General features: G+C 42.5%; 8 protein-coding genes. 1 reads left to right on the top strand and 7 read right to left on the bottom strand.

The window, feature by feature from the left end; genetic code table 11:
* Positions 1 to 2: 2 nt before the first annotated feature.
* Complete coding sequence (locus tag EJL04_RS03155) at positions 3 to 3,197, bottom strand: efflux RND transporter permease subunit (protein ID WP_125104034.1); 3,195 nt, start codon at positions 3,195 to 3,197, stop codon at positions 3 to 5.
* Positions 3,198 to 3,224: 27 nt separating this feature from the next.
* Positions 3,225 to 4,331 (bottom strand): efflux RND transporter periplasmic adaptor subunit, encoded by a 1,107-nt coding sequence (locus tag EJL04_RS03150; RefSeq protein WP_125104033.1) that lies wholly within the window; start codon positions 4,329 to 4,331, stop codon positions 3,225 to 3,227.
* A gap of 194 nt (positions 4,332 to 4,525) precedes the next feature.
* Here EJL04_RS03150 and EJL04_RS03145 point away from each other — a divergent pair, with 194 nt between their 5' ends.
* The gene (locus tag EJL04_RS03145) at positions 4,526 to 5,461 is read left to right on the top strand and encodes a helix-turn-helix domain-containing protein (protein WP_125104032.1); all 936 of its coding nucleotides are present in this window, start codon (positions 4,526 to 4,528) and stop codon (positions 5,459 to 5,461) included.
* 757 nt (positions 5,462 to 6,218) lie between these two features.
* On the opposite strand, the gene carB is transcribed toward EJL04_RS03145, so the two are convergent.
* The 5 genes from carB to EJL04_RS03120 all read right to left on the bottom strand — a co-directional run bounded on the left by carB (position 6,219) and on the right by EJL04_RS03120 (position 15,375).
* Positions 6,219 to 9,449 carry a carbamoyl-phosphate synthase (glutamine-hydrolyzing) large subunit gene (gene carB / locus EJL04_RS03140; protein ID WP_021854147.1) on the bottom strand — a complete coding sequence of 1,077 codons (3,231 nt, stop codon included), beginning with the start codon at positions 9,447 to 9,449 and terminating at the stop codon, positions 6,219 to 6,221.
* A 45-nt stretch (positions 9,450 to 9,494) separates the two neighbouring features.
* Positions 9,495 to 10,571 carry a glutamine-hydrolyzing carbamoyl-phosphate synthase small subunit gene (gene carA / locus EJL04_RS03135; protein ID WP_021854148.1) on the bottom strand — a complete coding sequence of 359 codons (1,077 nt, stop codon included), beginning with the start codon at positions 10,569 to 10,571 and terminating at the stop codon, positions 9,495 to 9,497.
* Between the two features lie 163 nt (positions 10,572 to 10,734).
* Positions 10,735 to 12,624, bottom strand: a complete 1,890-nt coding sequence (locus EJL04_RS03130; RefSeq protein ID WP_125105286.1) for an amidophosphoribosyltransferase — start codon at positions 12,622 to 12,624, stop codon at positions 10,735 to 10,737.
* A 101-nt stretch (positions 12,625 to 12,725) separates the two neighbouring features.
* On the bottom strand, positions 12,726 to 14,570 hold the full coding sequence (glmS, locus tag EJL04_RS03125; RefSeq protein WP_053398456.1) for a glutamine--fructose-6-phosphate transaminase (isomerizing): 1,845 nt from the start codon (positions 14,568 to 14,570) through the stop codon (positions 12,726 to 12,728).
* Between the two features lie 7 nt (positions 14,571 to 14,577).
* Complete coding sequence (locus EJL04_RS03120) at positions 14,578 to 15,375, bottom strand: polysaccharide biosynthesis/export family protein (RefSeq protein ID WP_125104031.1); 798 nt, start codon at positions 15,373 to 15,375, stop codon at positions 14,578 to 14,580.
* Between the last annotated feature and the right edge of the window lie 39 nt (positions 15,376 to 15,414).

Raw genomic sequence — 15,414 nt, 5'->3', positions numbered from 1 at the left:
TTTCATTTGTTTTCAATGTTCAACTTACCTTTTTCTATCATTGTCCTTGCTTTTTCTACAACCGACTGCAAGTCGTCTTCCTCTTGCAGAGGTGTTCTGATCTTCTCCTGCAGATATTCAAAGACTATAAAGAACAGAGGCACTACAAAAAGCAAAGCTATGGTACCTATGGTTATACCTCCAACCACACCAGTAGCCAAAGAGTTGTTGCCGTTGGCTCCTGCACCCGACGAGAACATAAGCGGCAGCATGCCAAAGACCATACACAGAACCGTCATGACAATAGGACGGAAACGGGCCTGGGCTGCAGAATAGGCCGAAGCAACTATACCTAATCCCTTTCGGCGACGCTCAACGGCATACTCCGTAATAAGAATAGCTGTCTTGGCAAGCAATCCGATAAGCATTATCACACCGGTCTGCAGATAAATGTTGTTCTCTATGCCAAACAGTCTTGCAAAGAGGAACGAGCCCATAAGTCCAAACGGCACTGAGAAGATGACCGCAAGCGGCAACAGGAAACTCTCATAAAGACATGACAAAATGAGATAAATAAGAATGACGCACATGAAATATACAAACGCCGTTTGCGCACCGCTGTTTCCGGCCTCCTCGCGTGCCATACCTCCATACTCATATCCATAGCCCGACGGCAGCATCTTTTCGGCAGTCTCTTTAATTGCAGTCTGAACCTGTCCCGAAGAATATCCGTCTGCAGCATTGACATTAACCGGAATCGTGTTATACAGATTGAAGCGCTGTGCCAGCTCAGCACCAAGAACATTCTTTATTGTTACAAACTGGCTTAGCGGTGCCATCTCGTCTCCATTGCGTACAAACATGTTGTCAAGGGCATGTTCATCAAGACGGAACTTTGGCGAAGCCTGAATCTGTACACGATAAACCTTTCCAAACTTATTGAAGTCAGACACATACGAAGCTCCGCAATAGCTTCCCAAAGCATCAAGGACATCATTAGGAGATATTCCGGCACGCTTACATTTTGCAGCATCAACATCAACGGCAATCTGCGGGAATGACATTGAGTAAGAAGAATATGCCATGGCAACCTCTGGACGTTTGTTCAACTCAGCTACAAACTTTACCGTAGTATCATAAAACTTCGCTATGTCGCCGCCGGTTTTGTCCTCCAGATACAGCTCGGTAGAGTTACCCGTTCCGTAACCGGGTATCATGGCCGGCTGAAAACAGAATATCTGAGCCTCCTTTATTTCACTGAGCTGTCTGTTAAGGCGTTCCATCACGGCATCAACATTATGCTCCTTGCCCTTGCGTTCATCCCATGTCTTCAGCTTTATAATGGCTGTACCATATGATGTGCCCTGTCCTGAAATGAGGCCATAGCCCGTAATGCGTGAGAAATGGTCTACTTCTGGAGTTTTCTGCAAAATGGCCTGCACCTTGTCCATAACCTTATTGGTTTCGGTCAGAGAGTTTCCCGGAGAAGTACTTACGTTCAGCATGATTGTTCCCTGATCTTCCTGAGGGACAAAACCGGTCTTTGTCGTATTCATAAGGTAAACAAGCAAGACTACCGTAACACCAAGCGATGCCCACCCCATCCATCTGTGATGGAAGAAGAACATCAAAGCACGCTTATACTTGCCCAACATCACCTTATACGATGCATTGTATGCAGCCTTAATCCGCGCATTAAATCCTTTCTTAACTCCGCTATTGCTTTCTGGTTTAAGCAACATCGCGCATAATGCGGGACAGAGTGTGAGGGCGTTAAGGCAGGATATGCCCACAGCGACAGCCATGGTGACACCAAACTGAGTGTAGAACACACCAGACGTTCCGCCCATGAACGTTACAGGAACAAACACGGCCATAAACACAAGCGTACACGTTACAACAGCCATTGACACATCGTGCATGGCATCCTTCGTTGCCAGATATGGCGATGTATGCCCCACTTCAAACTTTGCCTGAACCGCCTCAACAACGATAATTGCATCGTCAACAACAGTCCCGATAGCCAACACAAGGGCGAACAGCGTCAAGATGTTAATGCTGAAACCTGCAATCTGCAAGCAAGAGAATGTTCCGATGAGTGAAACGATAATAGATATCGAAGGAATAATGGTACTCTTGAAATCATGAAGGAAGAAATAAACAACCATTATTACAAGCAGAATAGCAATAACAAGCGTCTCTACCACGGTGTCGATTGATGCGAACAAGAAGTCGTTCACACTCATCATCTGTACAAACTCACAGCCCGCAGGAAGATCTTTCGACATGTCATCAAGTTCACCGGCTATCTGCTGGTTCACAGCCGTAGCATTAGCTCCGGCCACCTGAAACACCATAAACGTTGTTCCGGGCACACCGTCTACTTCGCCATGATAACTGTACGACTGCTTTCCGAGTTCAACATCTGCGATATCCTTAAGTCTGAGCACAGTTCCGTCTTTCTGCGACCTGATTACGATGTTTTCAAATTCAGGCACCTCTTTAAGTCGGCCTTTATACTTCATTGTATACTGATAAACATGATCGGAGTTCTCGCCAAGCGAACCGGCCGGGGCAACAATGTTCTGTTCTGCAAGAGCCTGAGTTACGTCTGCAGGAATAAGCCCATATTGAGACATCACGTCTGGCTTCATCCATACACGCAGACTGTATGTATCACCCAACTCAAGGACATCGCCTACGCCCTGAATACGCTTAAGACGCGGTATGACATTTATGTCAAGATAATTGGCAAGAAAGGTCTCGTCGTAACGCTTGTCTTTGCTTACAAGAGAGTTTATCTGCAAGAAACCGTTCTGACGCTTTGTCGTGCTGACACCGATGCTCTTAACCGCCGACGGAAGTTTGCCTTCAGCTTTAGACACACGGTTCTGCACATTCACGGCAGCCATGTCCGGGTCAGTGCCTTGCTTGAAATAGACCATAATCTCAGCTGTTCCTGAGTTGGTTGCCGTTGAAGTTATATAAATCATGTCTTCTACTCCGTTGATGCTTTCCTCAAGAGGAATTATCACGCTGTTCATAACAGCATCGGCATCAGCTCCTGTATAAGTAGCCTCAACCCTCACCGTAGGAGGAGCAATGTCAGGATATTGCTCAACCGGCAGGGTGAAGAGAGAGATAAGACCAACTAAAACTATCAATATGGATATGGCCAGCGCCATAACCGGCCTTTTTATAAAGATGTTTCCTTTCATAAAAATCTTTTTCCCTTTTTGTTTTTATCATTTCACAATAGTTCCCTCGCGCACAAGTCCGGCACCCTTTGAAACATATTCGTCTCCTACGCTCAGACCGCCTGTGACGATATACTCCTTGCCGTCGTTATAGGGGGCAACCGTTATGAGTGTTGAAACAGCTTTGCCGTTTACCACTTTATACACTATGTATTTGTCTTGCTGCTGCACTGTGGCTTCCTGCGGAATAACAATACAATTCTTAAACTCGCTCGGTATCAGGACATTGCCAGACGAACCGCTGTAAAGCAACCTGGACTTATTCGGGAACACAGCCCTAAGGCCTACCGCTCCGGTCTCTTTGTCTATCACTCCGCTTATCGACTCTATCTTGCCTTTCTCATCGAATATCGAACCATCGTTAAGCTGAAGCTGTATTTCCGGCATCTGCTTTATTGCATTGTCCTTAGTGCCATACTGACGCACCATGGTGAGAAGCTGATTTTCCGGCATTGAGAAATATACATACACCTTAGAGTTATCCGAAACTGTTGTAAGAGGCTTTGTCATCGACGGACTGACCAATGTTCCTACACGATACGGCAGCATTCCAACAACACCGTCGCTCGGACTCTTCACCTCTGTATAAGACAAATTGTTACGTGCATCCCTCTCCTCTGCCCGCGCCTGTACCAGCTTAGCCTTGGCCGTCAGATATGCATTACGGTTTGTCTTCAGGTTAAAGTCTGACACCACTTTCTGTGCATGAAGCTCCTTGGCACTCTGATATGTCAGCTCAGCCGTGGCAAGATTTGCCTCAGCATCCTTCACATTGGCTACAGCCGTGGCAAGTGCCGTCTGATATGGAACCTGGTCTATAACAAAAAGCACTTGTCCTTTCCGTACTGTCTGTCCCTCTGAAACATTAAGTTTTACTATATATCCTGAAACTTTTGGATAAATATCGATATCCTGCATACCTTCAATTGATGCAGAATAAGAAGTTGTTATTGTTTTGTCTGTCTTCCCCTCCACTTTCTTCGTGGCATAAGTCTGCCTGTTAACTTCAGCAGGTTTGTTCTTGCATGATGTTGCAATGAATAAACATGTAAAGGCAACAAGCCATACATTCAAGTTTAAAATCTTTTTCTTCATATCATTAATATATTATCTGATTTTCGCCGCGAAAGTAACAATTTGCCGTGCAGAATCAGTAACAACATTTCCTTCAGATGTGTTCAATTTGACTTCTGCCTGCAAGAAAAGAAGAAAATAGAACATAGGCTGAGGAAAAAGGAATATTACAGGTAAGCCGTAATTTAGTATCTTTGCAAACAAAATCAGAACAGATGAACAAAGACATAAGAAATATTTATAATCAAGAAACAAGCAAAAATTTTTATGACAACGACTACGTGAAAATAACTGACCGACTCGACTATATCTTTCATGAAAGCAAAAGTGAAAAAATTGAAGAATTCACGTTTGTCTACTGCGAAAAAGGAGAACTTAAAATAGAGTTAAACAACACTGTTTTCTGTCTCCATAAAAACGACATACTGGTATGTCTGCCTAACTCGCTCATAAACCTAATTGAAGAAAAAAGCGAGAATAAGCTTATAATAATATGCTTTTCAAACCGCTTGGCACACCGCATGACTCAAACAGAAAAAGGGACATGGAAAATGATGGAGCATCTGCACGTCTGTCCTGTCAGGCATATGACCAAAAACGAATGTGTTGTATTGAAAAAATATATCGACTTAATTTCTGACAAAATAGACGTTGACGCAGACAAATTCCAGAAAGACATACTCATGCATATCGCATCGGCGATGTTTACGGAAATGATTGCCATAGCATATCAGAACAGCTATGAAGACTGCACAGACGACAGTTCAGAAGAATGTCTCAGGCAATCTGACTACATATTCAACAACTTCATGGAGGCTGTAACGGCAGATAAGGGAAGGCACCGGACAATAGGATATTATGCCGAAATGCTTTGCTATACGCCAAAATATCTTTCAACCATTGTCAAAAAGGTATGTGGCAAGAATGCTCTTACGCTTATCAACGACAACGCCATTGAACACATCATTGCAGAACTGAAATATTCTGACAAGAACATTAAGCAGATTGCATTCGACTTTAATTTTTCTAACAACTCTTTCTTTTCCAAGTTCTTTAAGATGCATACAGGCATATCGCCAACTGAGTATCGCAACAATATCATAAAAAACGAAGACGGAAAAACAGAGACTGAAAAAAACGAAAACAGATAGCAGAAACAACGAACAGTCATATTGGCATATAATGGCACAGGCATCAGGCATCATGAATAGTAGCAAAGTGTATCCAAAATAACTGAATACAAAACTCAATGAGTTTCATACCAAAAATCACTGAATAAGCAATGTTAAATCAGTGGTTTTCAGATAACATTTCAGCATATATTTTACTGTTTTACAAAAGGTGCCCTTTTACATTGCGAAAGAGCACCTTTTACAATGCAAAAGACATCAAATCGCGCGCTAAAAGGTATGCTTTTGCAAATCAATGAAATAAAGCTAACCGGCACATTGTCTGCAATACGCGTAATAGAGGCATAAGCCATTGGTTTTCAATATATTACGCATCTTCAGTAAAAGGGCAACATTTAAGCAAGGATAATGATGTCCAGACCCATATATCCATAAACTCTTTGACATATGATTTATGGGAAACTGCTCAATATAAACATAAATCCTGTTTAACACAAATAGGCCATTAGGATTCGGTCGGGATTTTTGCTTTATATTGAGCGGATTTTCGTTAGATTTTTCGCAGGCATAGTGAGCTATGTCAAAAAAAATCTGACAAAAAGACGACAATAGAAACAAAAAGACAGGCTGAAAGCATCAATGCACAAAATTGATAAAGTAATATGCGCTATAATGCCCGATTTGGGGTTAATCATTATGAGCCGTTTGAATTAAAACAATAAAGGAGATGACGCCACAAGACGTCACCTCCTTGATAATAAACATGATAAAATATCTCTTATTTATATTCTTCCCATGATTTGATGTCGATGTCATCAAGCTTAACACGACAGAAAGCATTGATAAACGCACTTGCCAGACGACCGTTTGTGATAAGAGGCACGTTAAGGTCGATAGCTGCACGACGAATCTTATATCCGTTTGAAAGCTCGCTGACAGTAAGGTCTTTCGGTATGTTCACCACCATATCTATCTCATGATTGTGAAGCATGTCGAGAGCCTGAGGTTTCTTATCGCTGTCTGACGGCCAGTAAACGAGCGTGTTCTCTATGCCGTTCTCTGTAAGATACTTTGATGTGCCAACAGTTGCATACAGCTTGTATCCGTTGCTTACAAGCTGACGGGCCGCATCGAGCATGGCAGCCTTCTGCTTTGCGCCACCTGTAGAGAGCAATATGTTCTTTTTAGGTATGCGGTGGCCGACAGACAGCATACTCTTAAGCAACGCCGTGTTTGTATCATCACCAAGACATCCTACCTCACCTGTAGAAGCCATGTCGACACCAAGCACAGGGTCGGCCTTCTGCAAGCGGTTGAAAGAGAACTGACTTGCCTTAATACCAACGTAGTCGAGGTCGAACAAGTTCTTCTCCGGCTTTTCTACCGGCAGACCAAGCATAACCTTTGTGGCAAGTTCAATGAGATTTATCTTAAGCACCTTGCTGACAAACGGGAACGAACGTGAAGCACGCAGGTTACATTCAATAACCTTTATATCATTCTCTCGTGCAAGGAACTGTATGTTGAACGGTCCGCTGATATGCAGTTCCTGAGCAATCATCTTGCTGACGCGCTTTATACGGCGTATTGTCTCGCAATAAAGTTTCTGGGGCGGGAACTGTATTGTTGCGTCGCCTGAGTGAACTCCGGCAAACTCGATATGTTCACTGATTGCATAGGCAATGATTTCGCCGTTCTTAGCAACTGCGTCCATCTCAACCTCTTTCGCATGTTCGATAAACTGACTTACAACAACAGGATGATCTTCTGAAACGTTGGCTGCAAGTTTGAGGAAGCGCTCAAGTTCTTCATTGTTTGAACATACGTTCATTGCCGCACCTGAAAGGACGTAAGAAGGACGAACCAATACAGGGAAGCCTACACGGTCGATAAACTTGTTGATGTCATCCATTGAAGTCAGTGCGCTCCATTCAGGCTGGTCTATGCCGTTGCGTCCTAACATTGAAGAGAACTTGGCACGGTCCTCTGCATTGTCGATATCCTTGGCTGATGTACCGAGGATAGGAACATTCTGTGCATCGAGACGCATTGCAAGGTTGTTGGGAATCTGTCCGCCCGTAGAAACAATGACGCCATAAGGACATTCGAGGTCGATAATATCCATGACACGCTCGAATGTAAGCTCATCAAAGTAAAGACGGTCGCACATGTCGTAGTCGGTAGACACGGTTTCAGGGTTATAGTTTATCATTATGCTGCGATAGCCCTGCTTGCGTATTGTGTTAAGCGCCTGAACTCCGCACCAGTCGAACTCAACTGAACTTCCGATACGATATGCACCAGAGCCAAGAACAATGATAGAACGCTTGTCGTTCTCAAACGTAATGTCGCTCTTGACACCTGCGTATGTAACATAAAGATAGTTGGTCTGTGCCGGATACTCGGCCGCCAGTGTGTCGATCTGCTTTACAACGGGCAGGATGCCATAGCTCTTGCGGAGCTGGCGGATAACAAGTCCGGCCTTGGCCATATTGCCGAGTTCGCGCTCCAGACCTACGGCACGTGCTATCTGGAAGTCAGTAAAGCCATATACTTTAGCCTCGCGCAGCAAGTCTTTTCCAAGAACATTAACGCTCTTGCACTTCTTCAGTGTCTCATCTATGTCGATAATGTGCTTCAGCTTGTAGAGGAACCATTTGTCTATCTTCGTAAGGTCATGTATCTGGTCGATTGTATAACCTCTGTGCATAGCCTTAGATATGATGAAGATACGCTTGTCAGTAGGTTCGCGAAGCGCTGCATCGATATTTTCTATCTCAAGTTCCTTATTCTCAACAAAGCCGTGCATGCCTTGTCCTATCATGCGCAGACCTTTCTGTATAGCCTCTTCAAAGTTACGTCCGATAGCCATAACCTCACCTACAGACTTCATTGACGAGCCAAGCTCACGGTCAACGCCACGGAATTTGCTCAAGTCCCAACGTGGAATCTTACATACAACATAGTCGAGTGCGGGCTCAAAGAATGCGCTTGTTGTCTTTGTTACAGAGTTTTTCAGCTCAAAGAGACCATAGCCCAAACCGAGTTTTGCTGCCACAAATGCCAAAGGATAACCTGTAGCTTTAGATGCAAGAGCCGAACTGCGGCTAAGACGTGCGTTAACCTCGATAACACGATAGTCCTCACTCTTCGGATCGAAAGCATACTGAACGTTACACTCACCTACGATACCGATATGACGTATAATTTTTATTGAAAGTGCACGCAGCTTGTGATACTCGCTGTTAGTAAGTGTCTGTGAAGGAGCAATAACGATACTCTCGCCTGTATGGATGCCAAGCGGGTCGAAGTTCTCCATGTTGCAGACTGTTATACAGTTGTCGTAACGGTCGCGTACAACCTCATATTCTATTTCTTTCCAGCCTTTAAGACTCTTCTCAACCAGCACCTGCGGAGAGAACGAGAATGCTTTTTCTGCAAGTTTGTCAAGTTCTTCCTCATTGTCACAGAATCCGCTGCCTAGTCCGCCGAGAGCATAAGCAGCACGTATGATGACAGGATATCCAAGCTCAGCTGCAGCCTTGCGTGCCTGTTCTATAGTCTCGCAAGCCTCACTCTTGATGGTCTTTACGTCAATTTCGTTAAGCCTGTCGACGAACAGTTCACGGTCTTCTGTATCCATAATGGCCTGAACCGGAGTTCCAAGTACCTTAACATTATATTTTTCGAGCACACCGCTCTTATATAATTCAACACCACAGTTAAGAGCTGTCTGACCACCAAAAGACAGCAATATGCCGTCAGGACGCTCTTTCTCTATAACGCGCTCTACGAAATAAGGCTGAACAGGCAAGAAATAAATCTGGTCTGCAACACCTTCGGATGTCTGAACGGTTGCAATGTTAGGATTTATGAGAACAGTTTTAACGCCTTCTTCCCTCAACGCCTTCAAGGCCTGTGAACCGGAATAGTCAAACTCGCCGGCCTCGCCAATCTTCAATGCGCCGGAACCAAGAAGCAGAACTTTCTTTATATCATTATATTTCATGTCTTTTCTTTTTATTGCAATTACACTAACTGCCTGTTAAACAAATTATTTCAACGCATCAACAAACTTGTCAAACATAAACTCTGTATCTACAGGACCAGAGCATGCTTCCGGATGGAACTGGCTTGAGAACCAAGGATTCGTCTTATGACGTATACCTTCGTTGCTGCCATCGTTCATATTTACAAATAGCTCTTCCCAGTCTTTCCCTAAAGTAGAAGCATCAACGGCATATCCGTGGTTCTGGCTTGTTACATAACAATTGGTTGTTCCAACCATACGCACAGGCTGGTTATGAGAACGGTGACCATATTTAAGCTTGTAAATCGTAGCGCCACCGGCTTTTGCCAGCAACTGATTACCCATACAGATACCGCAAATAGGCTTTGTAGAAAGGCTCATTTGCTTTCTTATAATGTTTACGGCATCCTCACACATATCAGGATCGCCGGGGCCATTGGCAAGGAACAGTCCGTCGAAGTCCATATCCGTATAATCATAGTTCCACGGAACGCGTATAACCTCTACACCTCTATTCAGAAGACATCTGATAATGTTATTCTTTACGCCGCAGTCAACAAGAACAACCTTCTTTCCGGCTCCTTCGTTGTAACGTATAATCTCCTTGCAGCTTACTTTGTCTACAAAGTTAACACCTTCATAGTCTGCTGTCGGGATATTGTCAGGCTCATCATCAAAAAGAATCTTGCCCATCATTACACCATGCTCGCGCAATACCTTTGTAAGCTCACGCGTGTCGATGCCCGTTATTCCCGGAACGTGCTCGCGCTTAAGCCAGTCTGCAAGACTTTCAACAGCATTCCAATGAGAATACATCTCGCTGTAATCTGCAACAATTATTGCCGATGCATATATCTTATCACTTTCCATGAAAGTGGCAATTCCATTGTTTTCCACTGTGAACGGTGGTACACCATAGTTTCCTACCAACGGATACGTAAGCACCATCAGCTGACCTGCATAAGATGGGTCTGTCAGACTCTCGGGATAACCCATCATAGCCGTATTAAACACCACCTCGCCTGCTACGGGAGAGTCATATCCGAATGACTTTCCACGAAATTTTGTGCCATCCTCTAAGACCAAAGTTACATTTTTCATATTTGCTCTCTTTTATAAAAAGATTTTTAAACGAAATCAATCTGTACGTCAACATCTGTTCTTTGAAAGAATAATAATGCGCACAGCAGGAAACATTCAAAATCTTTTTGTTCTTTCAACTACTCTTATTTTTAAATAATTTGTATTACCAACACATTCAGAACTAACGTTCACACTGATACACACTTTCATAGAAACGGATAAATGCCATATTTACCAATCTCACTCCGCCAGGTGTAGGATAATTTCCCGTGAAATACCAGTCGCCTTTATGATTAGGTATTGCCGTATGCAATCCTTCGATAGACTGATAAACCAATTCAACCGGTGTCTTCATTCCCTCCGGGCGAAGCATTTCTACTATCTTTTTATTTATTTCATCTACAGTAAATGGTTTGTATATATCACAAACACAGTTACGCATCTCGCTCTTAGGCTTAAGAATTTCTTCCTTACATTTGTTGTATGTATCTTCAAGCAGCTGACACATACCATGATCCTTCAGCAGCTCAATAGTTGCCCGGAATACACAGAATTCCTCAAGATTAGGCATGTCTATTCCGTAATAATCAGGATAACGGATTTGAGGCGAACTGCTTACAATAATTATTTTCTTAGGATGCAAGCGGTCAAGAATCTTCAAGATACTTTCTTTCAATGTTGTTCCACGCACAATACTGTCGTCTATTATAACAAGATTGTCCACATACGGAACCAGAGATCCGTAGGTTACATCATATACGTGCGCGGCAAGATCATTACGCGATGCACCTTCTGTTATAAATGTACGGAGTTTTATATCCTTGATTGCAACTTTCTCACTACGCACATACTGATGCAGAATCTCTTCGAGTTCTTCATAAGACGGCTTATGATCCAAGTTACGTATTCTTTCTATCTTCTGGTTGTTTATATAACGCTTGAAACCTCCAAGCATTCCATAGAATGCGACTTCAGCAGTATTGGGTATAAACGAGAAAACAGTATGCTCGGTATCGTAATTGACAGCCTTTAAGATCGATGAAGTTAATTGTTCACCAAGTTTCTTACGTTCCTTATAAATATCTCTGTCTGAACCGCGACTGAAATAAATGCGCTCAAACGAACACTTAGCATCACCCCTCGGTTCAAGTATGCGTTCTATAGAACTTTCACCATTCTTCTTTACAATCAAAGCACATCCAGGTTCCAGCTCGTTTATGTCATCACATTCAAGTTCAAATGTTGTCTGAAGTACAGGACGTTCGCTCGCAAGAACAATAAACTCATCATTCTTGTACCAAAAAGCCGGACGTATGCCCCACGGATCACGCATAGAGAACATTTCGCCGCTACCCGTAAGTCCACACATTACATAACCGCCGTCGTAATCGGCCATTGTAGATTTAAGGACATTGCTAATCTTTATATTATCCTCTATATAACGTGTTATGTCTTGATCCTTAAGTCCCTTTTTCTGACCTTCTATAAAATTACGCTCAACCTCACGGTCCAATCTGTGCCCCATAAATTCAAGTGTAATATAGCTGTCACTGTAAATTCGGGGATATTGTCCTTGTTTCACAAGCTTGTCAAAAATCTCTTCAATATTGGTCATATTGAAGTTGCCGCACAAGCAAAGATTCTTAGCTCGCCAGTTATTGCGCCTCAAGAACGGATGCACATAAGAAAGGCCACTCTTGCCTGTTGTTGAATATCGCAGATGTCCCATATATAATTCGCCGGCGAAAGGCAAATTCCTTTTTGCATAATCAACGTCAGCCAATTGCTGAGGCGTAACATTCCTGAACTGCTTCTGAACATTAGCAAATATTTCTGTTATAGCATTTGAGCCTTCAGCACGCTCACGGAACATATATTCAGAACCAGGCACAGCATCTAAATTCACACATGCCATGCCTGCTCCCTCCTGTCCTCTGTTATGCTGCTTCTCCATCATCAGATAGAGCTTGTTAAGCCCAAACATCCAGGTGCCATACTTTTGTTGGTAGTATTCCAATGGTTTAAGTAACCTTACCATTGCAACTCCACATTCATGCTTCAATGGTTCCATCATCGTTATAATAAATTAAAAAGCTAATTCATAATATAAAAATCATCTGCAAGATTCTAGGATTTCTAATATTATTCTTTAGCTTTTTCATTAATATATTTTTATTCAACTGTTACTGATTTTGCCAAATTTCGAGGCTGATCAACATTTTTACCTTTACAAACGGCAATATGGTAAGCCAACAACTGCAATGGTATCGTAGCCAATAGAGGTTCAAGACATTCTTCTGTATCAGGCAATTCAATAACCTCATCAGCGATTTTACTTATAGTCTCATCACCTTTTGAAACCAACGCAATGACTTTTCCCTTACGTGCCTTTATTTCCTGTATATTGCTTAAGACCTTTTCATACATTGCATTACGCGTTGCAATAACGACAACCGGCATATCTGAGTCAATAAGAGCAATCGGGCCATGTTTCATTTCCGCAGCAGGATATCCTTCAGCATGTATATAGCTGATTTCTTTCAGTTTCAATGCTCCTTCCAACGCCACGGGATAACTATATCCACGCCCTAAATACAAGAAATTCCTTGCATAAGTAAAAATACGGCTTAGCCGTGATATTCTGTCATTAAGTTTCAGGGTTTCTTCCATTTTTTCCGGAATATTGCTTAGCCCCTTAACTATTTTCGTATATACATCTTCATCTATAGTATGCTTTTCTTTCGCTAAAGCCAAAGCCAACATAGTAAGAACGATCACCTGACCGGTAAAAGCTTTCGTCGAAGCGACTCCAATCTCGGGTCCGACATGAATATAAGAACCTGTATCAGTAGCACGCGGTATACTTGATCCTATCGCATTGCAAATGCCATAGATAAAAGCTCCATGTTGTTTGGCAAGCTTCACTGCGGCCAAAGTGTCTGCCGTTTCACCGCTCTGCGATATAGCTATGACAACGTCATTGTCTGTAACTACAGGATTACGGTATCTGAATTCGCTTGCATACTCAACCTCGACAGGTATACGGCATAAACTTTCTATTATTTGCTTTCCGATAAGTCCGGCATGCCATGAGGTTCCACATGCAACAATTATTATTCTCTTTGCAGCCAGCAGGCGTTCTTTATAATCAATGACGGCACTTAACGTAACATTTGTAGCCTCAACATTTATACGGCCACGCATACAGTTAGTAAGACATTCGGGCTGTTCAAAGATTTCTTTCAGCATAAAATGCGGATATCCGCCTTTTTCTATCTGACCTAAATTCAGGTCAACAGTCTGTATTTTCTGGAACAGTTCCCTATTTAATATATCAACGACCTTCAAGTTCTCTCCCCTTTTCATTACAGCAATACTGCCGTCTTCAAGGTAGGCCACCTTATCAGTATACTCAATTATCGGGCTTGCATCTGAAGCAAGGAAGAATTCATCTTCTGCTACACCAATAACCAAAGGGCTTTGTTTGCAAGCAGCAATAATCTGATCTGGCTCACGCTTATCAAGCAGGGCAATTGAGTATGCACCGATAACTTCATGGAGCGCAACCTGAACAGATGACAAAAGGTCGAGTTTTTTCTTGTTCTGAATATATTCAATCAGTTGCACAAGTACTTCAGTATCCGTATCAGAACGGAAAGTCAAGCCTTTTGACTGCAACTTTTTCTTTAAATCTGCATAATTTTCAATTATTCCATTATGGATAATTGCAAGATTCTTAGACTCTGAATAATGTGGATGTGCGTTTACAGATGAAGGTTCACCATGGGTTGCCCATCGTGTATGAGCAATACCCACAGTTCCTGAGATATTTTTGTCTTTACAAAATGTATCTAAATCTTTTACTTTACCTTTAGTTTTATATACATTCAGTCCTCCGTCTGAATTAAGCAAAGCCAAGCCTGCGCTATCGTATCCACGATATTCCAACCGGCCCAGTCCCTTAATCAGCACCGGATAAGCGTCTTTCTTACCTAAATAACCAACAATTCCACACATACTTTACTTACTTCAACACATTAACCACCAACGAAGCTACAGATGTCAGGATACTGACAACAGAAATCCATATTGTCGTACTTGAACCTATTGCAGAGTTCTTTGCCTGAACGCTGTTTGGCTCAACATACAAATAATCATTCTGCTGAAGGTAATAATATGGTGAATTTATCAGATTTGCATCATTCAGATTAAGTCTGTGAACAGACTTTTCTCCAGTAGCATCCTCACGTATAAGCAAGACATTACCACGCTTACCATAGATTGTAAGGTCTCCAGCTCTGGCCAAAGCCTCTATCACACTAATCTTTTCCTGGTCAACATTAAATACACCCGGAGCCTTAACCTCACCGGCTACAGTAACTTTAAAGCTGGCCATCTTAACAGTAACTATAGGGTTTTCCGTCTTTGACATGTACGGAAGTATTTTGTCTCGGATATAATTTTCACATTGTCTCTTTGTCATACCTCCAACTTTCAGCTGTCCGACAACAGGAAAATTAATAAAGCCGTCGTTGTCAACAAGATAAGTCTGCAGTGAACCTGCTCCTGTAGACAAATATCCAGTTGCATTTAGTGTGTTGGTTACAGAAAGGTTGAAAGGCGTTGCAGCCTTTGGATCCGTGGTGCTGACAGTTATCGTCAATAAGTCCTTTGGCATTATTTTTGCATCGAACAAACCTTTTGACGCCGCATAGTTCAATGAATCAGCATTCTGAAAATAAGCAATTTGCTTGCTGCTTCCGCAACTGCCTAACGTCATGCATAAAACGGCAAAAACTATAAAAAAAAGATTTTTTCTCATATTACAAAATGTGACGTATATCGTAAAACTTTGCAAAAA

Source organism: Prevotella marseillensis (assembly GCF_900625065.1).
In the GTDB taxonomy this organism is placed as follows: Bacteria; Bacteroidota; Bacteroidia; order Bacteroidales; family Bacteroidaceae; genus Prevotella; species Prevotella rara.
This window is presented reverse-complemented; position numbering and strand designations above follow the sequence as displayed.

Coding starts and splice junctions, on each gene's coding strand:
- glmS (WP_053398456.1), bottom strand. CDS start 14,570: ATGTGTGGAATTGTTGGTTATTTAGGTAAGAAAGACGCTTATCCGGTG.
- EJL04_RS03155 (WP_125104034.1), bottom strand. CDS start 3,197: ATGAAAGGAAACATCTTTATAAAAAGGCCGGTTATGGCGCTGGCCATA.
- EJL04_RS03120 (WP_125104031.1), bottom strand. CDS start 15,375: ATGAGAAAAAATCTTTTTTTTATAGTTTTTGCCGTTTTATGCATGACG.
- carA (WP_021854148.1), bottom strand. CDS start 10,571: ATGAAAAATGTAACTTTGGTCTTAGAGGATGGCACAAAATTTCGTGGA.
- carB (WP_021854147.1), bottom strand. CDS start 9,449: ATGAAATATAATGATATAAAGAAAGTTCTGCTTCTTGGTTCCGGCGCA.
- EJL04_RS03130 (WP_125105286.1), bottom strand. CDS start 12,624: ATGGAACCATTGAAGCATGAATGTGGAGTTGCAATGGTAAGGTTACTT.
- EJL04_RS03150 (WP_125104033.1), bottom strand. CDS start 4,331: ATGAAGAAAAAGATTTTAAACTTGAATGTATGGCTTGTTGCCTTTACA.
- EJL04_RS03145 (WP_125104032.1), top strand. CDS start 4,526: ATGAACAAAGACATAAGAAATATTTATAATCAAGAAACAAGCAAAAAT.